The sequence below is a fragment of the Streptomyces sp. NPDC097640 genome (assembly GCF_040302705.1).
In the GTDB taxonomy this organism is placed as follows: domain Bacteria; phylum Actinomycetota; class Actinomycetes; order Streptomycetales; family Streptomycetaceae; genus Streptomyces.
This window is the reverse complement of the sequence record NZ_JBEOSB010000011.1, coordinates 25,001-48,442: the sequence shown is the minus strand read 5'-3', so window position 1 is coordinate 48,442 and position 23,442 is coordinate 25,001. Positions and strand designations below refer to the sequence as shown.

Genomic DNA, 23,442 nt, shown 5'->3' with positions numbered 1-23,442 from the left:
GAGCCATGTCACTGCACCTTCACGACGTCTGGTTCGTGCTGATCGCCGTCCTGTGGACCGGCTACTTCTTCCTCGAGGGCTTCGACTTCGGGATCGGCGTGCTGACCAAGCCGCTGGCCCGGGACCGTACGGAGCGCCGGGTGCTGATCAACACCATCGGCCCGGTCTGGGACGGCAACGAGGTCTGGCTGATCACGGCGGCCGGCGCGACCTTCGCGGCCTTCCCCGACTGGTACGCGACGCTCTTCAGCGGCTTCTATCTCCCGCTGCTGGTCATCCTGGTCTGTCTGATCCTGCGCGGTGTCGCCTTCGAGTACCGGCACAAGCGCCCCGAGGAGCGCTGGCAGCGCAACTGGGAGAACGTGATCTTCTGGTGCTCGCTGCTGCCCGCGTTCCTGTGGGGAGCGATCTTCGCCAACATGGTGCGCGGGGTGCCGATCGGACCGGACAAGAACTACGCCGGCGACCTCCTCGACCTGGCCAACCCGTACGCCCTGCTCGGCGGGGTGCTCACCCTGGTGCTGTTCACCTTCCACGGCGCCGTGTTCGCCTCGCTCAAGACGGTGGGGGACATCCGGACCCGGGCGCGGCGGTACGCGGCGGTACTGGGCCCGGTCGCCGCCCTGCTCGCGGTGGCCTTCCTCGGCTGGACGCAGCACGACAGCGGCAACGGGCGGTCGCTGGCCGCGCTGCTGGTCTCGGTGGTCGCGCTGCTCGCGGCGCTGGTGATGAACCGGCGCGGCCGGGAGGGCTGGGCGTTCGCCCTGTCCGGGGTGACCATCGCCGCGGCGGTCGCGATGCTCTTCCTCGCGCTCTTCCCGGACGTCATGCCCTCCACGCTGGACCCGCGGTGGAGCCTGACCGTGGCGGACTCGGCGTCCAGCCCGTACACCCTGAAGATCATGACCTGGGTCGCGGCCGTGATGACCCCGCTGGTGATGGCCTATCAGGCCTGGACGTACTGGGTCTTCCGCAAGCGGATCGGCACCCAGCACATTCCCGAGCCGACCGGTCACTGACCCCACGGGTGGTGTGTTTCACGTGAAACCAGTCGACCCCCGGCTGCTGCGTCACGCCCGGGCGACCCGTCTGTTCCTCGCCGCGTCCGTGGCGTTGGGGCTGGTCGCGGCGGGGCTTGTGGTGGCGCAGGCCATGCTGATCGCCGAGGTGGTGGTCGCCGCCTTCGTCCATGGGACGGCGCCCGGAGACCTGGTGCGCCCGCTGGCGCTGCTGGCGGCCGTCGCCGCCGGCCGCGCCGCGGTCGCCTGGCTGACCGAGCTGGCCGCCCACCGGGCCGGTGCGGCCGTCAAGTCCGAGCTGCGGCTGCGGCTGCTCGCGCATGCGGCCCGGCTGGGACCCGAGCGGATGGGCGCGCGGAAGACTGACGGGCGGGAGGCGAGGGGCACGGGCGAGCTCACCACCCTCGCCACCCGGGGCATCGACGCCCTGGACGACTACTTCGCCCGCTATCTGCCGCAGCTGGGCCTGGCGGTGGTGGTGCCGGTGGTGGTGCTGGCCCGCATCGTCACCGCCGACTGGGTCTCGGCGCTGATCATCGCCGTCACCCTGCCGCTGATCCCGCTCTTCATGATTCTCATCGGCTGGGCCACCCAGTCGCGGATGGACCGTCAGTGGCGGCTGCTGTCCCGGCTGTCCGGGCACTTCCTGGACGTCGTCGCCGGACTTCCGACCCTCAAGGTCTTCGGCCGCGCCAAGGCCCAGGCCGCGTCCATCCGCGCCATCACCGCCGACTACCGGCGGGCGACGCTGCGCACCCTGCGGCTGGCCTTTCTCTCCTCCTTCGCGCTCGAACTCCTCTCCACCGTGTCGGTCGCCCTCGTCGCGGTCGGCATCGGGATGCGGCTGGTCCACGGCGAGCTGGACCTGTACACGGGGCTGGTGGTGCTCGTCCTGGCCCCCGAGGCGTATCTGCCGCTGCGGCAGGTGGGCACGCACTACCACGCGGCGGCGGAAGGACTGGCGGCCGCGGACGAGGTCTTCGCGGTCCTCGAACGCGAGCCCAGGGCGCCGGGTGGCGATCCCGCTCCCGACGCGCGGGGCGCGGCGCTGAGCGTGGAGGGGCTGGTGGTCCGCCACCCGGGCCGCGCCGAACCCTCCCTGGCCGCCACCTCGTTCGAGATCCTCCCGGGGGAGACGGTGGCCGTGGTCGGCCCCAGCGGGGCGGGCAAGAGCACGCTGCTGAACGTCCTGCTGGGGTTCGCCGAGCCGGCCGAGGGCCGGGTGCTGATCGGCGGGCGGGACCTGGCGTCGCTCGACCTCGACGGCTGGCGCGCCCAGGTCGCCTGGGTGCCGCAGCGCCCGTATCTGTTCGCCGGGACGATCGCCGAGAACGTACGGCTGGCCCGCCCGGACGCGGATGACGCCGCGGTGCGGGCCGCGCTGCGGGACGCGGGTGCGCTCGGCTTCGTCGACGCGCTGCCGCTCGGGGCCGACACGCCCCTCGGCGAGATGGGCGCGGGGCTGTCCGCCGGGCAGCGGCAGCGGCTCGCGCTGGCCCGTGCGTTCCTGGCCGACCGGCCGGTGCTGCTGCTGGACGAGCCGACCGCCAATCTGGACGGGGAGACGGAGGCGGCGGTCGTCGAGGCGGTACGGCGGCTGGCCGAGGGCCGTACGGTCCTGCTGGTCGTCCACCGCCCGGCCCTGCTGTCCGTCGCCGACCGCGTGGTGCGGCTGCCCGGCCCCACCGCAGCCCCCCGCGTCCCGGCCCCTCGGGCCGTCCCCATGAACGGCACCAACGGCACACAGGACGCACACGTCGCACACGACGCACGCGACGCGTCGGCGGACCGCGAGGCGGCGGGGCCCGACGCCCCGCAGGCGCCGGAAGCGCACCGGGAGCGCCGCTCCGCGCTCGCGTGGGTGCGGGCATCGGCGCGGGCCTGGCGGGGCCGGTTCGCGCTCGCGCTGCTGCTCGGCACCCTCGCGCTGGGCAGCGCCGTCGGGCTGATGGCCGTCTCCGGATGGCTGATCTCGCGCGCGTCGCAGCAGCCCCCCGTGCTCTATCTGATGGTGGCGGTCACCGCGACCCGGGCGTTCGGGATCGGCCGGGCCGTCTTCCGCTACGCCGAGCGCCTGGTCTCGCACGACGCCGTGCTCCGGGTGCTCGCCGAGCTGCGGGTCGCCGTGTACCGCAGGCTGGAGCGGCTGGCGCCGGTGGGGCTGAAGGACACCCGGCGCGGCGATCTGCTCTCCCGGCTGGTCGCCGATGTGGACGCCCTCCAGGACTACTTCCTGCGCTGGCTGCTGCCCGTCGGCGCCGCGCTGGCCGTGGGGGCGGCCTCGGCCGGCTTCACCTGGTGGCTGCTGCCGGAGGCGGGCGCCGTGCTGGCGGCCGGACTTCTGGTGGCGGGGGTCGTGGCGCCGCTCGTCTCCGGGGCGCTGGCCCGCCACGCGGAGCGCCGGCTGGCCCCGGCCCGCGGCGCGCTGTCGGCACAGGTCGTCGATCTGCTCACGGGCACCGCCGAGTTGACCGTCGCCGGTGCGCTGCCGCGCCGGCTGGACGAGGTGCGCCGCGCCGACGGTGTGCTCACCCGGATCGCCCGGCGGGCGGCCGCCGCCACCGGCGTGGGCGCCGGACTGTCCGCACTGGCCTGCGGGCTGACCGTGGCCGCCTCGGCCTGGGTCGGTGTGCGGGCGGTGGCCGACGGCCGGCTCGACGGGGTGTGGCTGGCCGTGGTGGTGCTCATGCCGCTCGCCGCGTTCGAGGCGGTCGTGGGGCTGCCGCTCGCGGTGCAGCACCGGCAGCGGGTGCGGCGGGCCGCCCTGCGGGTGTACGACGTCGTGGACGGCGCGCCCGAGGGGCCGGGCCCCGCCCCGGCGGCCACGGAGACCCCACAAGGGACGTATCCACTGGTCCTGAGCGGGATATCCGCCCGGTACCCGGGGCGGCGCGAGCGCGCCCTGGACGAGTTCGACCTGGAGCTGCGCCCGGGCCGCCGGGTCGCGGTGGTCGGCCCGTCCGGCTCGGGCAAGACGACCCTCGCCCATGTGCTGCTCCGCTTCCTGGACCCGCGGGCGGGCACGTACACCCTCGCGGGCCGCGACACCGCGGCCATGGACCCCGACGCGGTACGGCGGTTGGTGGGGCTGTGCGCCCAGGACGCGCACATCTTCGACAGCTCGCTGCGCGAGAACCTCCGCCTGGCCCGCACCGGCGCGAGCGACGGCGAGCTGCGCGAGGCGCTGGCCGCGGCCCGGCTGCTGGAGTGGGTGGACGGGCTGCCGGACGGCCTGGACACGCTGGTCGGCGAGTCGGGAGCGCGGCTGTCCGGCGGGCAGCGGCAGCGGCTCGCGCTGGCCCGCGCGCTGCTCGCCGACTTCCCGGTGCTGGTGCTCGACGAGCCCGCCGAGCACCTGGACCTGCCGACGGCCGACGCGCTGACGGCCGATCTGCTGTCGGCCACACGAGGGCGCACGACCGTGCTGATCACCCATCGGCTGGCGGGACTGGAGGCGGTCGACGAGGTGATCGTGCTCGACGGCGGCCGGGCCGTGCAGCGCGGGACGTACGGCCAACTCGCGGCGGCGGAGGGTCCGTTCCGGCGGATGCTGGAGCGGGAGGCCCAGGAGGGCTCCACCCTGGCGCCATCTCCCCTGGCGGGGGCCGCGGCCCTGCCCAGGTGACTTTTCACGGCGGACGGTTTACGCGGCGGCCCCGGCAACCCGGATGAGGCCGCCGCCGGCCGGGAGTTAGCCCGGTCAGGGCAACTCCTCACCTGGGCGGGCCAACTATTGCGGCGTCAGCATGCGCACCCCCAGGGCGGGCAGTGGGATGAGCTTCGCGGGCCACTTGGTCAGCTTTGCCCCTTATCGCCCTATCGCCCTATCGCACTCCGCGACAGTCGTTGGCCCGACGCGGGGAAGGAAGTCGTCACGTGAACAGCCAGAGCGCAACCTCCAAACGATTCCGGACGCGCCATCGGGCCGTGCTGGCCGCCGCCGCGGCGGTGGTGGCCCTGAGCAGCCAGCTGCTGACCGCGGCCCCCGCCGCCATCGCCGACGAGGGCCCTCTGGGCGGCGGTGACCCCGGTTTCGGGCCGCCGGACTACCCCGCCGTGCTGCACGGGGTGCGGGAGTTCAACGCGAGCGGGATCTTCACGCCTCCCCCGGGTGTGACCACGGTGCATGTCCAGGCATGGGGCGGCGGTGGCGGCGGTGGCGGCGGTGGCGGTGGCTCCGCGGCCTCGACCGCCACCGGCACCGGCGGCAACGGCGGTGGCGGTGGCGCCGGCGGCTTCACCTGGTGCGTCATCCCGGTCCAGGCCCTCCAGAGCTACACGGTGACCCTGGGCGACGGCGGTGGCGTCGGTGGCGCCGGGCTCGTCGCCAGCAACGGTGGCCCCGGTGGAGCCGGAGGCACCACCAACGTGACCGACCCCAACAGCACCGTCTTCCTCAACGCCACCGGCGGTGGCGGTGGCGGCGGAGGCCAGGCCGGGCCCATCACCGGCACCGGAGCAGCCGGTGCGGGCGGCGCGGGCTCGTGCATCACGGGAGGTGTCAACCAGACCGGACAGGGTGGGGGGACCGGAGACGGGGGCGGCGACGCGGTCGACGGCATCGTCGAGCCGCCCTCGGGCGACAGCGACGGCGGCGACGGGGGGCCCGGCGGCGGCCCCAATACGACCGGCACCGCGGGCAAGCCCGGCGGTCACGGATACGTCGTCTTCTTCTGGTGATACCGATCCCGGGCTCACGGAACCGCCCTCCGGTCGCCGGGCCGGAGGGCGGTTCCGCGGTATGCCCCGGGCCTCAGTCCTCCCGGCCGTCCCCCAGGATCCGCTCGATGACGGCCGCGACGCCGTCCTCCTCATTGCTCGCGGTGAGGCCGGTGGTCGATGCCAGCACCTCCGGGTGGGCGTTGGCCATCGCGTACGAGGTGCCCGCCCAGGCCAGCATCTCCAGGTCGTTGGGCATGTCGCCGAACGCCACGACCTCCTCGGGGGCGATGCCCCGCTGAGCGCAGCACCGGGCCAGGGTGCTCGCCTTGCTCACCCCCCGCCCGCTGATCTCCAGCAGGGCGGTCGGGCTGGAGCGGGTGAAGTCGCCATGCGCGCCCGCCACCGTGCGGCCCAGCTCCAGGAAGGCGTCGGGCGCCAGAGTGGGGTGGTGGGCGAGCAGCTTGAGGATCGGCATGCCGTCGCACTCCCCGCCGTCGGCGAGCAGCTTCTCGGCGGGGGCGATCACGGCGCTCGGGTCGCGGTTGAAGGGCGGGTACTCCGGCTCGTAGGCGATCCCGCCGGTGCGCTCGACCGCGAAGGAGGTGCCGGGGGCCGCGCCGCGCAGCGCCTCCACGACGGCCACCGCCCGCTCGCCGGGCAGCGGGCGCGCGTCGAGCAGCCGGCCGCCGTCGTGCAGATCGACGACGGCCGCGCCGTTGGCGCAGATGGCCAGGCCGTGGCCGTGCACATGGGCGCTGACCACGTCCATCCAGCGGGCCGGCCGGCCGGTGACGAAGAACACCTCGATACCCGCCCGCTCCGCCGCGGCGAGCGCGGCGACGGTGCGGTCCGAGACGGATTTGTCGTTGCGCAACAGGGTGCCGTCGAGGTCGGTGGCGATCAGCCGGGGCCGGGGGGTGGCGGGAACGGGTCTGGGCGCGGCCGGGGGCTCGGACTGCTCGGTTGCTGGGGTCACGGCAACCATCCTCCCGCATATGCCGGACACGAGTGCCGTCAGGCTCGACGGCATATGCCCTTAGGCTCGACGGTATGCGTTTGAGCACCGTGATCCTGCCCGTGCACCGCTGGTCCGGCGGCGGCCGAGAGTTGTGGCAGCGCGCCGAGGACCTGGGTTTCCACACCGCGTACACCTATGATCACCTGTCGTGGCGGAGCTTCCGCGACGGCCCCTGGTTCGGGGCGATACCGACGCTCACGGCGGCGGCCGCGGCGACGTCCCGGCTGCGCCTCGGCACCCTGGTCACCTCCCCGAACTTCCGCCACCCGGTCACGCTCGCCAAGGAGCTGATCTCCCTGGACGACATCTCCGGCGGCCGGATCACCCTGGGCATCGGGGCGGGCGGCTCCGGCTTTGACGCGACGGCGCTGCTGGGCGGCGCCGAGCAGGCGTGGACGCCGCGTGAGCGGGCGGATCGCTTCGGTGAGTTCGTGGCGCTGCTGGACCGGCTGCTGACCGAGGACGCGGTGACGTACGAGGGCCGGCACTACAGCGCCCGGGAGGTGCGCAACATCCCCGGCTGCGTCCAGCGGCCCCGGCTGCCCTTCGCCGTCGCCGCGACCGGCCCGCGCGGGCTGCGGCTCGCGGCCCGCTACGGGCAGGCGTGGGTGACCACGGGCGACCCGAAGATCTACGAGACGGGCACTCCGGCCGAGTCGGTGGCCGCCATCGGCCGCCAGATCGACCGGCTGGGCGAGGCGTGCGCCGAGGCCGGGCGGGACGCGGCCGAACTGGGCAAGGTCCTGCTCACCGGCTTCACCCCGGACCCGGGGCGGCCGCTGTCCTCCCTCGACGCCTTCGTCGACTTCGCCGGGGAGCACGCGCGGCTGGGCATCGACGAGATCGTGCTGCACTGGCCGATCCCCGACTCGGTCTTCGCCGCGGACCTCGCCGTCTTCGAGAAGATCGCCGCGGAGGGTCTGGCACAGCTCGACGGGTAGCCGACGGGTAGCCGACAGGTAGCCGGGTGTATACGGGATTCACCCGGCAAGGCGCCTTTACTCCGGCAAGACGGGCAGAAGGCGCAGAATCGGGTGTAGAGACTCCGGCCGTGACCGTCGCTGGGGAGGCACCCATGCCACGTACCCGCTATGCCCCCGATCGAGGGCTGACCACCCGCATGGTGACCACGATGTTCTTCATCGGTCTGCTGTATGTGGTCTTCGTCGGCGTGCTGCTGGCCCTGCTGCGCGGGGCCTGGCCGCTGATCGTGCTGCTCGCGGGCGGGCTGTTCGTGGCGCAGTTCTGGTTCAGCGACCGGATCGCGGCGTACTCCATGGGCGCCCGGGAGGTCACCCCCGAGCAGGCGCCCGAGCTGCACGGCGCGGTCGACCGGCTGTGCGCGCTCGCCGACATGCCCAAGCCGAAGGTGGCCATCGCCGACAGCGATGTGCCGAACGCCTTCGCGACCGGCCGCAACCAGCGCAACGCCATGGTGTGCGCGACCACGGGGCTGCTGCGCAGGCTGGAGCCGGAGGAGCTGGAGGGCGTGCTCGCGCACGAGCTGTCCCACGTCGCCCACCGCGATGTGGCGGTCATGACCATCGCCTCGTTCCTGGGCGTGCTGGCCGGCATGATGACCCGCATCGCCCTGTGGGGCGGGCTGACCAGCCGCAGCAGCCGGGACAGCAACACCGCCATCGCGATGCTGATCATCCCGCTGGTGAGCGCCGTGGTCTACACGATCAGCTTCCTGCTCACCCGGCTGCTGTCCCGCTACCGGGAGCTGAGCGCCGACCGCGCCGGAGCGCTGCTGACCGGCCGGCCCTCGGCGCTGGCCGCCGCGCTGACCAAGGTGACCGGGCAGATGGCCCGCATCCCGACGAGCGATCTGCGCCGGGCGGAGCCGTTCAACGCCTTCTTCTTCGCCCCGGCGCTGAGCGGGGAGAGCCTGACCCGGCTGTTCGCCTCGCACCCCACGCTGGAGCAGCGCCTCGACCAGCTGGCCCGCGTCTCCGCGCAGCTCGGCCAGGCGGAGAGGGGCTGAGCGGCCATGGGTTTCTGGGACGCGGTCCTCGGCCGCAGCAAGCCCGCGCGCCCCGACCTCGACCAGCTCTTCGCGCTGCCGTCGGCAGCGGTGACGCTGGAGGCGGGGGCGGGGTTCACCCCCACCGGGCTGGGCTCGGTGTGCTTCGCGAGCGTCGAGGGCGGCGCCTTCGACCGGCTCCAGGCGGACGTGCGGGACCTGCTGGACGCGGACACCGAGCGCGGCGGGGTGCCCGTCGAGTTCAGCCGGGACGAGTACGGCTACACCTGGCTGCTGGCCCGCCAGCCGCGGGACGACCTGGCGGCCCTGGTGAGCGATCTGCACGCGGTCAACACCCTGCTCCAGGAGGCCGGTTTCGGCCCCCAGCTGCTGTGCTCGCTGGTCGGCTTCCGGGACGCGGAGGGTCGGCCGCTCGCGCTGGTTTATCTGTACAAGCGCGGCACGTTCTACCCCTTCGCGCCGCTGCGCGGCCGCGCCGAGAAGCGCGACAACGCGCTCGAGATTCAGGTGCGGGGGCTGCTCGGCGACGACCTGCGGGTCGAAGAGGACCTGGGCCGCTGGTTCCCGGTGTGGGGCGCCCCCGGAATGGCCGGCTGAGCGCGCGCTTGCCTCTACGAGGGTCAGACGTCGCGCGTCTTGGCGAAGGCGACGAACGACGACCAGGCGGCGGCCTCGAATATGAGCGCCGGGCCGTCGGGGGCCTTGGAGTCCCGGACAGGAACCATGCCGGAGGCGGAAGCAACGTCAGGGGCCCACTCAACGCACTGCGCCCCTCCGTTGCCGGAGAACGAGGACTTGATCCACCGAGCACCGGTGAGGTCAGGGCTTGTGCTCATCAGGAAGTGCCTCCAAAGCGGAGCGGATGAAGTCAGCCGACTTCTCAGGGGACAGCGCCGAGGCGCTCAGCAGATCGTAGGCCTGGATGCGGGCCCGGACCTCCTTCTTTTCTTCGACGAGTGTCCCAGTGGTAGTGGCCTCTTCATAGGCGACGGGGGAGTCATCATCGAGCGTCAGCAGGGACAGCGCTCCGCCAGCAAGGGCATGGCCTCCGTGTTCAAAGGGAAGCACCTGGACGAACGAGGCAGCGGTGAGCGCCAAATCAGCTAACCGGGCGAACTGTTCCCTCATCACGGCCCAACTGCCGTACCGACGCAGTAGAACCCCCTCATCCAAGATCGCCGCGTAGTGGGGCTGGGGCTCCTTCGAGAGCAGCTCCTGACGGCTGAGGCGGGCCGTGAGCAGTTTTTCAACCTCATCGTCGGAGGCGTCCGGCAGGTGTACGCGGAACTGAGCCTCGGCGTACGACGGAGTCTGTAGCAAGCCAGGAACGATCTGAGGTGAGTACTCCCTGATCCGGATGGCTCGGGCCTCCAGCTCCATGCGCCGTCGGAACTTGTCCGGATGGATCTCGTGACGAGCAAGCGCGTAAAGCTTGTCGAAGATGCCATCCGTTCCAAACGCCACGTCGAGCATGGGCGGCAGTTCCGGCGGGATCATGGATTCTGCCGTCTCGAACCGCGCCAGCGAACTCTTGCTGAACTTGGTGATCTCGGCCAGGGCCTCAAGGGACATCCCTGCCGCTTCACGTAACCGCCGCATCTCCGAACCGAACAGGTGGCGGGCGGATCGATCTGGCGTCAGCGCGCGTGGCCGAGCTGGCATCGAGCAACCTCATTTCCCGATGGGCCGGTTGGGACATCAATGACTTCAGATCGTACGCGTGAGGCGACAGGCTGTTACCGCGCAAGGTGGTCATTGGCCACGAGCAGGAGCGCCAGATGAGAGAAGGCTTCCTGATGATGGTTTCCCCCGAACAGATCAGCGAATCTGTGTCTGTCCGTAGAGCTTCCCGGCCACAGCACGCACTTTGGTCGCTCGAAGCGCTGCGAGCGGGGTGGAGGTCGGTGAAGTGCCGCACGGCGAGTGCGACCCGGGGGCTGCTGCGGCGAGTCATCGCGACCGGCCGGGGTCGGCATAGCGCGGCGTATCTGGCGGCTTGCCCCGTCCGCACTCCCGTAACGCCTTCGATGCCCGTTGCCGTCGAGGCCTCCGCCCCTTCCGCTGTCTGCTACGAGGACCCGCCGACGCTCGTCCTCCCGCGCATTCCCGCTGCTGAGCGCTTCCCGATTCTCTGGGACTTCGACCCTGTGGGGCCGTACGTCCTCCGGTACGAGCAGGAGCGAGCGTTGGGAGTGGCGAGGTGAGCGCGGGAGTGCCTCCACCAGAGACGCCAGAGGGTTCCGGCCCGCGCCCCACTCTCAAGGAGTTGGAGAAGCGCGCGGAGGCTCTGGGCAAGGCGATCCGCAAGCACTTGGGGCGGGGGAGGCGGCGGTGAGGTCGGTGTGGGGCGTGACCACTGGAACCGGAGTCTGCGCGAAGTGCAAGGAGTACACAGCGTTGCGCGAGAAGGCCAAGCAGGACGGGGATTACGACAAGGCGGCCACGTACGAGACCTTGCGCCGCCGTCACCCGTCCCACGAGATGCCGAGCCGTACGGCCCGTTGGGGGCTGCCCGCATGAGCCGGCCGCCGCGGAACAGGGGCCCGGAGGTGGGCGAGGAAGCGTACGACGCTGCTTCGGGGCGCGTCGGTGTCCTCCAAGCCGTCTGTCACGTTGACGATCTCATCTTCGACCACAGGATGCCGGGGCCCCGCGTCGCGTTCCTGCGCCCGGCCGAAGGTGGACGGGAATGGATGACTGACTCCGGAAACGTCAAGTTCCCGGAGGAGGCGAAGAAGCACCCCGACGTCTATGACGGGCTAAGGCGGGAGTGACGTCGGCATATGGACCGTTGTCTGCGGAGGCCGCGTAAAGCTCCGCTCGCTGAGCATCTGATCTCCGTCCGGCGGGCGGGCGGGCGGCGAGGCGCTGGTGTAGTCAATGTCAGCTGACCATCGCCCCGTCACACCGGAAAGCCCCATCCATCTCTCCGTCGTGGAGATGCGTGTGCCCTCGGACGCGCGGTCTTGCTCCGTGTCCGTCACGCCGCTGTCGGCGAGCGCGCGCAGCGGCAAGTGCGAGAAGGATGGATCGATTTCATACGGCACGAGTGCGTTTAATTCCCGCGACTCTGAGGCGATGACGCGGGCCCGATGCAGGGCGTCACGTGCCGAACTCGGCATGCTCCGGCGCCGTGCACGCGTTGCGATCACCGGGAGAGCAGGAGTCGCCGACCTCGGGGTGTTAGAGGTTGTCAGTCTCCGGAGATCCAGAGATATCCACGCTTTCTGATTGCCTCATGGATCAGTTCCTCCAGGCTATCTACAGTCGGCGCCATCCTGGGTACCGAAGCTGAGATTGTCTCGATTTCGCCGAGAAGTCGACGCATCTGGAGAATATTGAACATGGTGTCCCCGTACTCAGAAATGCAGGACAACAGTCCGCCTTTTGCCGCGAAAGGTAGAAGGCTGGTCAGCCACCTACCTGGTTCTGGCCCTGCATAGGAGCGATCATGTACCTGGTTTTCGACATAAACGGCAAGTCCCATCTGGTATCCCTTGACTCTACCCCGAAGGGCTAGCTAATCGGGCAATAGGTGTGCGATCTAGCCCGCTCGGCATATCTTAACTTACTGGCTTTGGTATCGGGTGCATGGTTATCACGCCACCATATTTGTCTTGCACCACTCGATACCAAGTTGTCGGGAGACCGCCTGCATCTTGTGAAACATTTCCGATATCACGTCCTGCGTCGACATCGCGCTCGTAGAACCCGCTTTCGTTCGGGCCGCGTGCCTTTACGCTACTGGATGCCTCGACCAGCTCATCTAGGTCAATATCCTCCTTGAACACGCTCTTGTCACTCTTCGCAAGATTCCCGCCGGGCATGTGCTTACTGCGAATGTATTTTTCGGATTCGTCGTCAAGCCCAGGGCGCTCAGGGCACGCGTTAAGGCCTAGGGGATCGAGCCAACCGAGAGGGTTGGGTACGTAGGCAGTGGGATTGGGTGCCGGATCCAGGCCCAACGGGTCGGGTGAGGTGTAGCGGGCGGTTTCGGGGTCGTAGTGGCGGAAGTAGTTGTAGTGGAGGCCGGTTTCGGGGTCGGCGTATTGGCCGGGGAAGCGGAGGGGGCAGTCGGCTGTGCCGGGTGGGGTGGGGAGGGGGGTTCCCCAGAGGGTGGTGCGGTGTTGCCAGGCGAGGGTGCCGTCGGGGGTGACCAGTTCGGTGGGGGTGCCGACGAGGTCGGTGATGATGGCGTGGAAGCGGGCGTCGTACCCCTGCTGGAGGATGGATGACGTTCCGTCCATCGGCTCCGGCGGAGTGTGGCGCTCGGTTTGGGATATGGGGCGGTGGGTTCCTGGGGCGTAGTCCCAGGTTGTGGCCACGCCGTCTGACGTGGTTTGTTCGGCCAGGCGGGTGCCGTCCCAGGTGAAGCGGATTCGGTCGGCGGCTGTGCCGTCCTCCGCCAAGCGTTGTTTGGTGATGCGGCGGCCGAGCGGGTCGTACGTGTAGGTCCACTCCTCGCCATTGGGGGTGGTGGCCTTGGTGAGGCGGTCTTCCGCGTTCCAGGTGTAGGTCCAGGTGCGGGTCTGGCCGTTGAGGAGTTTGCGGGTGCGGCGGGCGAGGCGGCCTTGGGCGTCGTGTTCGTAGGTGGTGCGGCCGGCGCGGTGGATGATCGTGCCGGTGAACTCGCGCTCGCCGGAGGCATCGTGGTCGGGGGCGGTGGCGTGGGTGAGGTTGCCCGCGCTGTCGTAGGCGTACGTCTCGGTCCAGCCGTGGGCGTGGACCGCCCTGACGCGGCCGACCTGGTCGAGGTCGAAGCGGCGGGTGCCGGAGGTCAGTTCGCGGATTTCGGTGAGGTGGTCGTCCGGGCGGTAGGCGTATGCCCGGTGCTGGAGCAGCGTGGACGTGTTGCCGTGGGTGAGGGCCTGGGTCGTCAGGCGGTCCAGGCTGTCCCAGGTCTGGGTCAGGCTTACGTCGTCGCCGAAGGTGCGTGACGTCTCGCGGCCTGCCGCGTCGTAGCCGAAGTGCAGGGAGTTGTCCGCCGTGCTGAGGGTTGTGGGGCGGCCCGTCGCGTCGTATGTCCATTCCGAGCGCAGGCCGCTCGGGGTGGTTCGCTCGGTGCGGTTGCCCGCCTGGTCGTATGCGTATGTCGTCGTGCGGTTGTTGATTGTTTCGGTGAGGACTCTGCTCCGTGCGTCATACGTGCGGCGCAGTTCCGTGTCCGGGTTCGTCGCCTGTGCCAGGCGGCTTGCCGCGTCGTACGCGAACGTCGTCTCCGTGCCGTCCGCCGTGCGCGTCGTGATCGTGCGGCCCAACGCGTCGCGCGTGTAAGCCAGAGTTTCGCCTGCGCCGTTCTCCCGGGATATCAGGCGGCCCGCCACGTCGTGCTCGTACCTGAGCGTGCGGCCGTTGAAGTCCGTCTCCGCCGTGACCTGCCCCGCCCCGTTGTAGGTGTAGGTCCACGTCCGGCCCTGGGGGTTCGTGACCGTCGTCAGGCGAAGCTCGGTGTCGTACGCAAAGGCGTAGCTCGCGCCGTCCGGGTCCGTACGCGTCGCGGGGAGGTCGAAGTAGGTGTGGGTGTGGCGGGTGGTGTTGCCGACCGGGTCGGTGTGTTCGGCGAGGTTGCCCTCGGCGTCCCAGGTCCAGGTTTCGCGGGTGCCGTCGGGGCGGGTGCGCCAGGAGGGTTTGCCCTCGATGGTCCAGCCCTGGCGGGTGACGTGGCCCAGGGGGTCGGTGATGCGCGTGATGCGGCCATGGGTGCCCCGGCGGACGGTGGTCGTGTTGCCCAGGGCGTCGGTGACCTCGACCGGCAGGCCTGCCTCGTCGCACATGACGTGGGTGGTGTGGCCGAGCGGGTCGGTGACGGAGGTCAGGTTGCCTGCCTCGTCGTACGTGTAGTGGGTCTCCGCGCCCGTGGGGTCCGCCGTCCGGACCCGGTTGCCCCGGTCGTCGTATGTGTGGAGCCAGGCCGCGCCGTCGGGTTCGCGGACCTCCAGTGGCTGGCCGTGCGCGTTGTAGGTGGCAGTGGCCGTCGTGCCGTCCGGGCGGTCGACCCGTATGAGGTTGTGGTTGTTGTCGTACGCGTAGCGCGTGGTGTGGCCCAGTGGGTCGGTCACCGACAGCGGGAGGCGGTTGTTCTGCGGATCCCACTGGGTCTGGGTGGTGTGGCCCAGCGGATCGGTCTCGGTGACCACCTTGTACGCCTCGTTGTAGACGTAGGTGGACCGGTTGCCCCGTGAGTCGGTGTAGACGGTGGTGCGGGACGCTTCGTCGTAGTGGAAGCGGCCGGTCATCATGTTGTCCGAGCCGATGGTGCGCAGCACGCGGCCCCGGTGGTCGTAGACGTATCCGAAGCTGGTGCCGTTGCGGTCGGTCCAGGACGTGATGCGGTGCTCGTCGTCGTAGGTGAACCGCAGCGGTTCATCGGCGGAGTTGAAGACCTCGGTGAGGTCGCCCGCGCCGTTGTAGCCGTAGGAGACCAGCGTGGTGCCCGTCTCGGCGTCTCCGACGCCGAGTAGGCGCAGGGCGGTGATGCGCAGCAGCTCCGGGTCGGTGTCGACCGCGATGCGGTAGCCGCCGGAGTGCACCACCTCGAGCGGGGTGCCTTCGGCGTCGTAGGCGAAGGTGATGGACCGGCCGTTGCGGTCCTCGATCATCTGGAGCGGAAGTTCGTTGACGTCGGCGCCCAGGGGGGTGAAGTGCAGGGTGCGGGCCTGCTCGGGGATCTCGATCCGCATCGTGCCGCCCGCCGTGCCGTCCCAGCGCAGCGGCCAGCGCGGTCCCCGCACCGGGTACGTGTCCTCCTCAGGATGAGGCACCCCGTAGCGCAGCACCATGCCGTCGGCCGCGACGAACACGATCCCGTCCGCGTCAAGCTCCAGACGCTGGTCCAGGGTGCCGGACCAGGTGCGGCCGAACCAGCCGCCGCAGGTGTGGCCGGAGACGAAGTTGCGCTCAAGAACCAGCGGCAGTGCGCCGGGCAGGGATACATCCGTGGCCGACATGACCATCTCGCCGGTCGCCACGTCGATCGGCTCGCCTGCGCACTTTTTCTCGGGTCCGCACCGGTCGTGGGTGCCCTCACTGTCGGCCCGGTCGTGCGCCTCTCCGTCCCGGCCGAGCGCCTTCTTGCGCAGCGCCAGCCGCTCGGCGGCGTTCTTGCCCGCGTTCAGCTCCTTGCGCAGCGCGCTCGCTCCGCCCGTGGTCAGGGCCAGCAGCAGTGACGGGGTGATCTCGCCAGCCGCGCGGATCGGATCCTTCGACCACATCTCCCAGTTGGTGGCCGCCTTGATGAACTCCTTCGGGTGGTCCACCGCGTACGCCGCGCCGTCCACCATGCCGGCCAGCAGCATCGAGAACCCTGCGCCGTCGCCTTCGAGGAGCGCGGCGGGGATGCTGCCAAGGTCGAGGATGGCGTAGTGGGCCTTCCACAGCCCGTCCTTGAGGCTTTCCCCGGCCTTCTGCCAGTTGCTCGGCTTGTTCGGCGCCTTCTCCGCCGCTTTGTCGATCTTCTTCTTCGACGCCTCGGCGACTAACCGCAGCTCCTCGATCAGCTTGTCCAGCCGGCCGACACAGTCCTCCATCGCCGCGATGCCCGGATCGGTCTCCGCAGGCTTCTCCGGCAGCTGCTCATCGCCCCGCGTCACCGCGTCGTTGTAGGCGACGACCTTCTTGTTGTGCGCCTTGGAGGCAGACCGTGCCGCGTCCGCGTCCTCGATGATCGGCTCACACCGCTTCTGCACCGACCGCAGCTTCGTCGCGTACGCCGCCAGCGCGCTGGCCGCGTGCGTGAACTGGTCGTGGCCCGAGGTCAGTTCCTTCGGAAGCCGGTCGACGGCCCTCCGGAACTCGCCCGCGCCCCTGCCCTGCCAGTCCTCCAGGTCCAGCGGCCGCAGCTTGTCCTTGCCGTCCTGGAAGGCGCCCGCATACGCGCGCAGCTCCAGCACCAGGTCGTCGACATCGCCCGGGTTTCCGGGGATCAGGTCCTTGGGCTTGGCGCCCGCCGGTATCCGTATCTGCGGCGGCCGCACCGCATCCGGGTCAGCCATCAGGACTCATCCGCGTACTCGGTCAGCGCCTTGCGCGTGAGCTTCGCCAACGCCGTGTCCTCCGGCCGCTTCTCCATCTCCGGCGCCCCCACGTGCTCCCAGGACCACTTACCGGCCGCGCCCGACGGGAGCTTGGCCATGTTCGCGTCCGAGGGCCAGAAGTCCTTCACCCGCATCAGATCCGCCAGCATGTACCCGGCCACCGCCTCGTACAGCCGCTCCACCACCGCATCCGCATGGTCCGCGAGCTCACCCATGCCGAAGCCCCACTCCTTGACGAACGCCTTTCCCGACTCCAGGAGTTCGGGCGAGCCGCAGTGCTGGAGATAGGCCGTCAGCTTCTCCTGGCCGTTCTTGACCGCCTTGGCCGCGACCACCGACTCCTCCAGCGGGACGATCTGCGCCTTCACCGCAGCGATCTCAAGCTTGTAGCCGTCGGCGCCTTCGTTGCCGCCGTACTTGCCGTCCGGGCCACCCTCGCTGGGGGCCTGGTTCGCATTCCTGGCGTCAGGATCCGCCATCGTCAGCCCCCTCCTTCTGGTCGTCCGCCTCGCGCAGTGTCTGTGCGTCCAGCAGGAACGGGCGCTTGCCCAGCGGGTCCACCAACGCCCTCACGCCCTCGGGCAGCAGACCCACCAGGTCCTCAGCCGTCGTCGACGCCCACCCGCACGCCCCCGCGAAACGCGCAAGGCCCTCCAACGAGGTGAACACCGGCACGAGCGGGCCCGCCTCCGCCGTCTCCGAGACGAGGAAGCCGGGGTTCTCGGGGCGCTGGAAGTACAGCCGCGCCTGGCGCAGCGCCGCCCACTTCTCCTGCTCCGTCATCTGCGCGGCGGTCTCCTGGCGTACCAGGTCGGCCAGGCTTGTTTTGCCGCCTTGACCAGGCGGTCTGGTGTTCCCTCCCCCAAACATGAGGGCTATCTTCACACAGGTGACCGACACCATGGGTGACTGACACGCCGCTCTTCGCAACCGCCACTCCGACACGGTCCCGAGGGCCGGTCCTGCCGAAAGTGCCGGCCCCCTACGGGACTGTCAGACCCGAGAACTAGGGAAATCCAGCCGTCTGGACTGACGTCCGGTGTGTCCCACACCACTACGGTCGAAGACGTGACTGTGATCGCCACCGAAAGCCTGAGCAAGCGGTTCCCCCGGGTTACCGCGCTTGACCGGCTCTCCGTTGACATCACGCCGGGCGTCACCGGCCTGGTAGGTGCCAACGGGGCCGGTAAGTCCACCCTGATCAAGATCCTGCTGGGGCTGTCCCCCGCCAGTGAGGGCCGCGCCTCCGTCCTCGGCCTCGATGTGGCCAAGGACGGCAGCGCCATCCGCGAGCGGGTGGGCTATATGCCCGAGCACGACTGCCTGCCGCCCGATGTCTCGGCGACCGAGTTCGTCGTCCATATGGCGCGCATGTCGGGGCTGCCGCCCACCGCCGCCCGCGAGCGGACCGCCGACACCCTGCGCCATGTGGGGCTCTACGAGGAGCGGTACCGCCCCATGGGCGGCTACTCCACCGGCATGAAGCAGCGCGTCAAGCTCGCCCAGGCGCTGGTCCACGACCCGCGGCTGGTCCTTCTCGACGAGCCCACCAACGGCCTCGACCCGGCGGGCCGCGACGAGATGCTCGGCCTGATCCGCCGGGTGCACACCGACTTCGGCATCTCGGTCCTGGTCACCTCGCATCTGCTGGGCGAGCTGGAGCGCACCTGCGACCACGTCGTCGTCATCGACGGCGGCCGGCTGCTGCGCTCCAGCTCCACCCGCGAGTTCACCCAGGCCACAGCCTCGCTCGCGGTCGAGGTGACCGACACCGCCGCGCACCCGGACGGCACGGCCGCGCTGCGCGCCGCCCTCGCCGAGGCCGGGCTCACGGTCCGGACCGCGGGCCGTTCCGGCGACGGGGCCGCGTCCGCCTCCGAGCATCTGCTGCTCGTGGACGTCGACGGAGACGAGACCTACGACGCGGTCCGGGACGCCATCGCCCAGCTGGGCCTCGGCCTGATCCGCATGGAGCAGCGCCGCCACCGCATGGCGGAGATCTTCCGCGACGACGACGAGCACGACGACGCACCTGACGGAACGTCCGGCGGAAAGACCACGAACGGAGGTGCCGCCGATGCCGCCTGAGACCAACACCCAGCAGCGGGCCGAAATCCACAACATCGGCTACCGCCACTACGACGGCGCTCGCCTCGGCCGCGCCTACGCCCGCCGCTCGCTGTTCTCCCAGAGCCTGCGCGGCGCCTATGGCCTCGGCCGCTCCGCCAAGTCCAAGGTCGCGCCGATGCTGCTGGCCGCCGTGATGTGCGTGCCCGCCCTGATCCTCGTCGCGGTCACCGTGGTGACCAAGCAGAACAGCCTCCCCGTCGAGTACACGCGCTACGCGGTCATCATGCAGGCCGTCATCGGCCTCTTCACCGCGGCCCAGGCGCCCCAGTCCGTCTCCCGGGACCTGCGCTTCAAGACCATCCCGCTCTACTTCTCCCGCCCCATAGAGGCGGCGGACTATGTGACGGCCAAGTTCGGCGCCATGGCGTCCGCCCTGTTCGCCCTCACCGGCGTTCCCCTGGTGATCCTTTACGTGGGTGCCCTGCTCGCCAAGCTGGACTTCGCCGACCAGACGAAGGCCTTCGCGCAAGGACTGGTCTCCGTGGCTCTGCTCTCCCTCCTCTTTGCCGGCATCAGCCTGGTCGTCGCCGCGCTCACCCCCCGCCGGGGCTTCGGCGTGGCGGGCGTCATCGCCCTGCTGACCATCTCCTACGGCGCGGTGTCCACCCTTCAGGCCATCGCGTGGGACCAGGGCAACACCGGCGCGGTCAGCTGGATCGGGCTGTTCTCGCCGATCACGATCATCGACGGCGTCCAGACGGCCTTCCTCGGCGCCACCTCCGCCTACCCCGGCGGATTCGGGCCCGATGCCAAGGCGGGACTCCTCTTCCTCCTCGTCCTCCTCGGCCTGATCGCCGGCTCCTACGGCCTGCTCCTGCGCCGCTACCGAAAGGTCGGGCTGTGACCACGATCGCCATCGACAATGTCTCCCGCTGGTTCGGGAACGTGGTCGCCGTCAACGACGTGACCATGGCCATCGGCCCCGGTGTCACCGGCCTCCTCGGCCCCAACGGCGCGGGCAAGTCCACCCTCATCAGCATGATGGGCGGCTTTCTGGCGCCCTCCACCGGCTCCGTCACCCTGGACGGGGCCACCATCTGGCGCAATGAGCAGGCGTACCGCCGGATCGGCATCGTGCCCGAGCGCGAGGGGATGTACGACTTCCTCACCGGCCGCGAGTTCGTCATCGCCAACGCCGAGCTGCACGGGCTGCCCGACCCGCGCGCCGCCGCCCGCAAGGCGCTGGAGACCGTCGAGATGGACTTCGCGGGCTCCCGCCGCATCGCCACGTACAGCAAGGGCATGCGCCAGCGGGTGAAGATGGCCTCCGCGCTGGTCCACGAGCCGTCGGTGCTGCTGCTCGACGAGCCGTTCAACGGCATGGACCCGCGCCAGCGGATGCAACTCATGGATCTGCTGCGGCGCATGGGGGACGAGGGCCGCACCGTCCTGTTCTCCTCGCACATCCTGGAGGAGGTCGAGCAGCTCGCCGCGCACATCGAGGTGATCGTCGCGGGCCGGCACGCGGCCTCCGGGGACTTCCGCAAGATCCGCCGCCTGATGACCGACCGTCCGCACCGCTATCTGGTGTGCTCCAGCGACGACCGCGCGCTCGCCGCCGCCCTCATCGCCGACCACTCCACCACCGGCATCGAGGTGGACACGAGCGGCGGACCCGAAGCCGGCCTGCACATCCAGGCGGTCGACTTCGCCCGGTTCACCGAACTGCTGCCCCGCGTCGCCCGCGATCTGGGCATCCGGCTCCTCACGGTCTCGCCTTCCGACGAGTCCCTGGAGAGCGTGTTCTCCTACCTCGTCGCGGCCTGAGCGGCCGGAAAGGAGCCCAGAAGCGATGTCCTCGCTCTACCACCCCACCGTCGCCCGGCTCACCTACCGGGCCCTGCTCGGCCGCCGCCGTGCGCTGATCCTGTTCATCCTGCCCGCGCTGCTGCTGGCCATCTCGGTGGCCGTGCGGGCGCTGGCCGGTGTCGACGACGGCACCGCCGACTCCGTCCTCGGCGGCTTCGCCCTGGCCACGATGGTCCCGCTGATCGGGGTGATCGCCGGTACGGGGGCGATCGGCCCGGAGATCGACGACGGCTCGGTCCTCTATCTGCTGGCCAAGCCCGTCAAGCGGCCCACGATCATCTTCACCAAGTTCGTCGTCGCGACCGGCGTCACGATTCTCTTCTCGGCGGTGCCCACCCTGCTGGCGGGCTTCATCCTCAACGGCAACGGCCAGCAGCTGGCGGTCGCCTACGCCCTCGCCGCGACCGTCGCCTCGGTCGCCTACAGCGCGATGTTCCTGCTGCTGGGCACCGTCACCCGGCACGCGGTGATCGTGGGCCTGGTCTACGCCCTGGTGTGGGAGTCGCTGTTCGGCAGCCTGGTCCCCGGGGCCCGCACGCTCAGTGTCCAGCAGTGGTCGCTCGCGCTGGCCCAGAAGGTCTCCGACAGCGGGCCGGTCACCTCGGTCGTCAGCCTGTCCACCGGCGTGGTGCTGCTGCTCGTCGTGACCGTGGCCGCCATCTGGTTCGCGGGCCGGAAGCTGCGGACCCTGACCCTCGCGGGCGAGGAGTGACCGCGCGCGAGGGGTGACCGCGGGCGAGGGGTGACCCCTTCGACGACAGGCCCTACGGGCGCCAGCGAGCCGGGACGGCGGTGAAGCGGCCGCCGGTCTCGGCGGTGGCCGCCGCGCTCGGCGCGGCCACCGCCGCCGTCCGGTGCCCGGGGGCGGCGTTGGCCCGGTCCAGGGCCGAGGCCACCGTGGCGGACGAGCCGAGCAGCACGGTCGCCGCCACACAGGCCACCGTCCACGGTGCCCGCAGCATCCGCACCCACCCCGACGTACGCCCCACAACCGCCGTGCCGCTCATGCCGTCCTCCGATCCTCGTCGGTGCCGATGAGGCGATCCTGACGGGCGGAGTTGTCGATCAGCCCTACGTCACCTACGAGGCAGCTGTGGACCGGGCCCGGCTCAGGTGCGGGCCGGTTCGGCCTCGGGCGCGGTCTTCTCGGGGGCGCCGGACCCCGCCGCCGCGCCCGGGCCGCCGCGGACGACGGCCAGCACCAGCAGGCCCGCCACCAGCGCGGTGACCCCGGAGATCACACAGATCCGGTCCAGACCCGCCACAAAGGACTCGTGCACCAGCGCCTTCGCCGCCTGCGCCCGCCCCGCCGGGGCGGCGGCGATCACCGCGTCCGCGTGCCCGCCGCTGATCGCCTCGGCCGCCTGCCCGGCGGCGCGCGCCGGGACGGATCCGCTGTCCTCGACGACATCGCGCACCCGCGCCGCGAACACCGTGCCCAGGACCGCGATCCCGAGCGCGTACCCCAGCTGCCGGAAGGTGTTCACCGCGCCGCTGGCCATCCCGGCGCGCTCCGGCGGCGCCGCGCCGAGCGCCGCCGACACCAGGACGGGCATGGCCAGACCGATGCCGAGCCCGCCGAGCATCAGCCCGGGGACAAAGGCCGTCCAGTCCGAGTCGGCCGTCAGCCGCACGGCGGTGACCAGGGCCGCGGCGCCCACCAGCAGCAGCCCGCCGCCGAGCGCGCGCCCCGGGGCGACCCGCCCCAGCAGCCGTCCGCCCGCCGCGCCGACGACCAGCGCCACCCCCGCCATCGGGGTCACCGCCAGGCCGGCCTCCACCGGGCTGAGCCCGAGCACCGACTGGAGCCACATCCCCGCGTAGGTGAGGTACGGGAAGGCCGCCGCCTGGAGCAGCAGGGCCGCGACCATCAGCACCGCGAAGGACGGACGGCGCATCAGTCCCAGATCCAGCAGCGGCTGTCGCTTCCCGCGCTCCACCAGGACGAACACGCCCAGCGCGAGGGCGGAGACCACCAGCGAGGCGACCGTGCCGCCCTCGGACCAGCCCTCCTCGCCGCCCCGTATCAGCCCGTACGTCAGCGCCCCGGCGCACAGCGTGAAGAGGGCGGCGCCCGGCCAGTCGATCCGCGCGCCGGGCGCGCCGCGCGACTCGCCGACCGTACGGATCGTGATCCACACCGCGAGCGCCGTCAGCGGCAGATTGACCAGGAAGATCGCCCGCCAGTCGGCGTACTCGGTGAGCAGCCCGCCCAGCACCGGGCCGACCGCCGCGGCCGCCCCGCTGGTCCCGCCCCATACGCCGAAGGCGATGCCGCGGTCCCGCCCGGTGTAGGTGGCCATCAGCAGCGGGGTGTTGGTGGCGAACATCGCCGCCGCCCCGATGCCCTGCACCCCGCGGGCGGCGATCAGCAGCCCGCTGTCCGGGGCAAGACCGCAGGCCAGCGAGGAGAGCGCGAAGACGGCGAGGCCGAGCAGATACAGCCGCCGCCGGCCGAAGACGTCGGCCGCCGAACCGGCGGCCATCAGCAGGGCGGCGAGCGCCAGCGCGTAGATGTCCATCACCCACTGGAGCGAGGTGAAGGAGGCGTCCAGCCCCTGCGCCACCTGCGGCAGCGCCGTGTTCACGATGGTGACGTCGATCAGCAGCATGAAATTGCCGAGGGTGATGGCCACGAGCGGCCACCATTTGCTCCGCATGACGAACTCCGAGTCCACAGAGAGTGGGGCCCGGCCCGACGCCGTACCCCCCGTGATCCCCAAGTTCCGTCAGCGGACCCCGTGCCTTCCAGCCGGTCCGGCCTCCGCGGCGCCATCCGACAAC

20 protein-coding genes are annotated in these 23,442 nt (G+C 70.9%); 12 read left to right on the top strand and 8 right to left on the bottom strand.

From position 1 onward, the window contains the following. Positions 1-11 precede the first annotated feature (11 nt). The 3 genes from cydB to ABTY62_RS18980 all read left to right on the top strand — a co-directional run bounded on the left by cydB (position 12) and on the right by ABTY62_RS18980 (position 5,699). Positions 12-1,019, top strand: coding sequence for a cytochrome d ubiquinol oxidase subunit II (gene cydB / locus ABTY62_RS18990; RefSeq protein WP_352130749.1), 1,008 nt, complete (start codon positions 12-14; stop codon positions 1,017-1,019). A 22-nt stretch (positions 1,020-1,041) separates the two neighbouring features. Then, entirely contained in the window at positions 1,042-4,644 is a 3,603-nt protein-coding gene (gene cydD / locus ABTY62_RS18985) for a thiol reductant ABC exporter subunit CydD (RefSeq protein ID WP_352130576.1), read from the top strand. A gap of 251 nt (positions 4,645-4,895) precedes the next feature. Beyond that, entirely contained in the window at positions 4,896-5,699 is an 804-nt protein-coding gene (locus ABTY62_RS18980; RefSeq protein ID WP_352130575.1) for a hypothetical protein, read from the top strand. Positions 5,700-5,772: 73 nt separating this feature from the next. On the opposite strand, the gene ABTY62_RS18975 is transcribed toward ABTY62_RS18980, so the two are convergent. Continuing rightward, on the bottom strand, positions 5,773-6,666 hold the full coding sequence (locus tag ABTY62_RS18975) for a Cof-type HAD-IIB family hydrolase (protein WP_352130574.1): 894 nt from the start codon (positions 6,664-6,666) through the stop codon (positions 5,773-5,775). A 65-nt stretch (positions 6,667-6,731) separates the two neighbouring features. Here ABTY62_RS18975 and ABTY62_RS18970 point away from each other — a divergent pair, with 65 nt between their 5' ends. The 3 genes from ABTY62_RS18970 to pspAB all read left to right on the top strand — a co-directional run bounded on the left by ABTY62_RS18970 (position 6,732) and on the right by pspAB (position 9,283). Then, positions 6,732-7,640 (top strand): LLM class flavin-dependent oxidoreductase, encoded by a 909-nt coding sequence (locus ABTY62_RS18970; RefSeq protein ID WP_352130573.1) that lies wholly within the window; start codon positions 6,732-6,734, stop codon positions 7,638-7,640. A 134-nt stretch (positions 7,641-7,774) separates the two neighbouring features. Then, positions 7,775-8,686 (top strand): zinc metalloprotease HtpX, encoded by a 912-nt coding sequence (gene htpX / locus ABTY62_RS18965; RefSeq protein ID WP_311726043.1) that lies wholly within the window; start codon positions 7,775-7,777, stop codon positions 8,684-8,686. Between the two features lie 6 nt (positions 8,687-8,692). Then, positions 8,693-9,283: a PspA-associated protein PspAB gene (gene pspAB, locus ABTY62_RS18960; RefSeq protein ID WP_352130572.1), complete on the top strand. Its 591-nt coding sequence runs from the start codon at positions 8,693-8,695 to the stop codon at positions 9,281-9,283. 23 nt (positions 9,284-9,306) lie between these two features. Here the strand turns inward: pspAB and ABTY62_RS18955 are convergent, their stop codons facing one another. Then, a complete protein-coding gene (locus ABTY62_RS18955) occupies positions 9,307-9,522 on the bottom strand; it encodes a DUF397 domain-containing protein (protein WP_352130571.1) in 216 nt (71 codons plus the stop codon). After that, entirely contained in the window at positions 9,506-10,348 is an 843-nt protein-coding gene (locus ABTY62_RS18950) for a helix-turn-helix domain-containing protein (RefSeq protein WP_352130570.1), read from the bottom strand. Before ABTY62_RS18950 ends, ABTY62_RS18955 begins: the two co-directional genes overlap by 17 nt. 687 nt (positions 10,349-11,035) lie before the next feature. Here ABTY62_RS18950 and ABTY62_RS18945 point away from each other — a divergent pair. Continuing rightward, a complete protein-coding gene (locus tag ABTY62_RS18945) occupies positions 11,036-11,206 on the top strand; it encodes a hypothetical protein (protein WP_352130569.1) in 171 nt (56 codons plus the stop codon). A 29-nt stretch (positions 11,207-11,235) separates the two neighbouring features. Beyond that, complete coding sequence (locus ABTY62_RS18940) at positions 11,236-11,460, top strand: hypothetical protein (RefSeq protein WP_352130568.1); 225 nt, start codon at positions 11,236-11,238, stop codon at positions 11,458-11,460. A 789-nt stretch (positions 11,461-12,249) separates the two neighbouring features. Here the strand turns inward: ABTY62_RS18940 and ABTY62_RS18935 are convergent. Genes ABTY62_RS18935 through ABTY62_RS18925 form a run of 3 tightly spaced genes read right to left on the bottom strand, consistent with a single transcriptional unit; the run spans position 12,250 to position 17,502 of the window. Then, positions 12,250-16,677: a putative T7SS-secreted protein gene (locus tag ABTY62_RS18935; protein ID WP_352130567.1), complete on the bottom strand. Its 4,428-nt coding sequence runs from the start codon at positions 16,675-16,677 to the stop codon at positions 12,250-12,252. Then, entirely contained in the window at positions 16,677-17,198 is a 522-nt protein-coding gene (locus ABTY62_RS18930) for a hypothetical protein (RefSeq protein WP_352130566.1), read from the bottom strand. Before ABTY62_RS18930 ends, ABTY62_RS18935 begins: the two co-directional genes overlap by 1 nt. Continuing rightward, a complete protein-coding gene (locus ABTY62_RS18925; RefSeq protein WP_352130565.1) occupies positions 17,185-17,502 on the bottom strand; it encodes an SseB family protein in 318 nt (105 codons plus the stop codon). The genes ABTY62_RS18930 and ABTY62_RS18925 overlap by 14 nt, the downstream gene beginning before the upstream one ends. Before the next feature lie 285 nt (positions 17,503-17,787). Between ABTY62_RS18925 and ABTY62_RS18920 the strand changes: the two genes are divergently transcribed. From ABTY62_RS18920 to ABTY62_RS18905, 4 genes are read left to right on the top strand one after another with little or no spacing between them, the layout of a single operon-like run. Beyond that, positions 17,788-18,807, top strand: coding sequence for an ABC transporter ATP-binding protein (locus ABTY62_RS18920; RefSeq protein ID WP_352130564.1), 1,020 nt, complete (start codon positions 17,788-17,790; stop codon positions 18,805-18,807). After that, positions 18,797-19,693, top strand: a complete 897-nt coding sequence (locus tag ABTY62_RS18915; protein ID WP_352130563.1) for an ABC transporter permease — start codon at positions 18,797-18,799, stop codon at positions 19,691-19,693. The genes ABTY62_RS18920 and ABTY62_RS18915 overlap by 11 nt, the downstream gene beginning before the upstream one ends. Beyond that, positions 19,690-20,616, top strand: a complete 927-nt coding sequence (locus ABTY62_RS18910) for an ABC transporter ATP-binding protein (RefSeq protein ID WP_352130562.1) — start codon at positions 19,690-19,692, stop codon at positions 20,614-20,616. Before ABTY62_RS18915 ends, ABTY62_RS18910 begins: the two co-directional genes overlap by 4 nt. A 25-nt stretch (positions 20,617-20,641) precedes the next feature. After that, positions 20,642-21,370, top strand: coding sequence for an ABC transporter permease (locus ABTY62_RS18905; protein WP_352130561.1), 729 nt, complete (start codon positions 20,642-20,644; stop codon positions 21,368-21,370). A gap of 52 nt (positions 21,371-21,422) precedes the next feature. Here the strand turns inward: ABTY62_RS18905 and ABTY62_RS18900 are convergent, their stop codons facing one another. Then, positions 21,423-21,665: a hypothetical protein gene (locus ABTY62_RS18900; protein WP_352130560.1), complete on the bottom strand. Its 243-nt coding sequence runs from the start codon at positions 21,663-21,665 to the stop codon at positions 21,423-21,425. A 102-nt stretch (positions 21,666-21,767) separates the two neighbouring features. Beyond that, positions 21,768-23,318, bottom strand: coding sequence for an MFS transporter (locus tag ABTY62_RS18895; protein WP_352130559.1), 1,551 nt, complete (start codon positions 23,316-23,318; stop codon positions 21,768-21,770). Positions 23,319-23,442 lie beyond the last annotated feature (124 nt).

Excerpts from the sequence above, each read along its gene's own strand:
- ABTY62_RS18975 (WP_352130574.1), bottom strand. The coding sequence starts at position 6,666 with ATGGTTGCCGTGACCCCAGCAACCGAGCAGTCCGAGCCCCCGGCCGCG.
- ABTY62_RS18970 (WP_352130573.1), top strand. The coding sequence starts at position 6,732 with ATGCGTTTGAGCACCGTGATCCTGCCCGTGCACCGCTGGTCCGGCGGC.
- htpX (WP_311726043.1), top strand. The coding sequence starts at position 7,775 with ATGCCACGTACCCGCTATGCCCCCGATCGAGGGCTGACCACCCGCATG.
- pspAB (WP_352130572.1), top strand. The coding sequence starts at position 8,693 with ATGGGTTTCTGGGACGCGGTCCTCGGCCGCAGCAAGCCCGCGCGCCCC.
- ABTY62_RS18955 (WP_352130571.1), bottom strand. The coding sequence starts at position 9,522 with ATGAGCACAAGCCCTGACCTCACCGGTGCTCGGTGGATCAAGTCCTCG.
- ABTY62_RS18950 (WP_352130570.1), bottom strand. The coding sequence starts at position 10,348 with ATGCCAGCTCGGCCACGCGCGCTGACGCCAGATCGATCCGCCCGCCAC.
- ABTY62_RS18935 (WP_352130567.1), bottom strand. The coding sequence starts at position 16,677 with ATGGCTGACCCGGATGCGGTGCGGCCGCCGCAGATACGGATACCGGCG.
- ABTY62_RS18930 (WP_352130566.1), bottom strand. The coding sequence starts at position 17,198 with ATGGCGGATCCTGACGCCAGGAATGCGAACCAGGCCCCCAGCGAGGGT.
- ABTY62_RS18925 (WP_352130565.1), bottom strand. The coding sequence starts at position 17,502 with ATGACGGAGCAGGAGAAGTGGGCGGCGCTGCGCCAGGCGCGGCTGTAC.
- ABTY62_RS18915 (WP_352130563.1), top strand. The coding sequence starts at position 18,797 with ATGCCGCCTGAGACCAACACCCAGCAGCGGGCCGAAATCCACAACATC.
- ABTY62_RS18905 (WP_352130561.1), top strand. The coding sequence starts at position 20,642 with ATGTCCTCGCTCTACCACCCCACCGTCGCCCGGCTCACCTACCGGGCC.
- ABTY62_RS18900 (WP_352130560.1), bottom strand. The coding sequence starts at position 21,665 with ATGAGCGGCACGGCGGTTGTGGGGCGTACGTCGGGGTGGGTGCGGATG.
- ABTY62_RS18895 (WP_352130559.1), bottom strand. The coding sequence starts at position 23,318 with ATGCGGAGCAAATGGTGGCCGCTCGTGGCCATCACCCTCGGCAATTTC.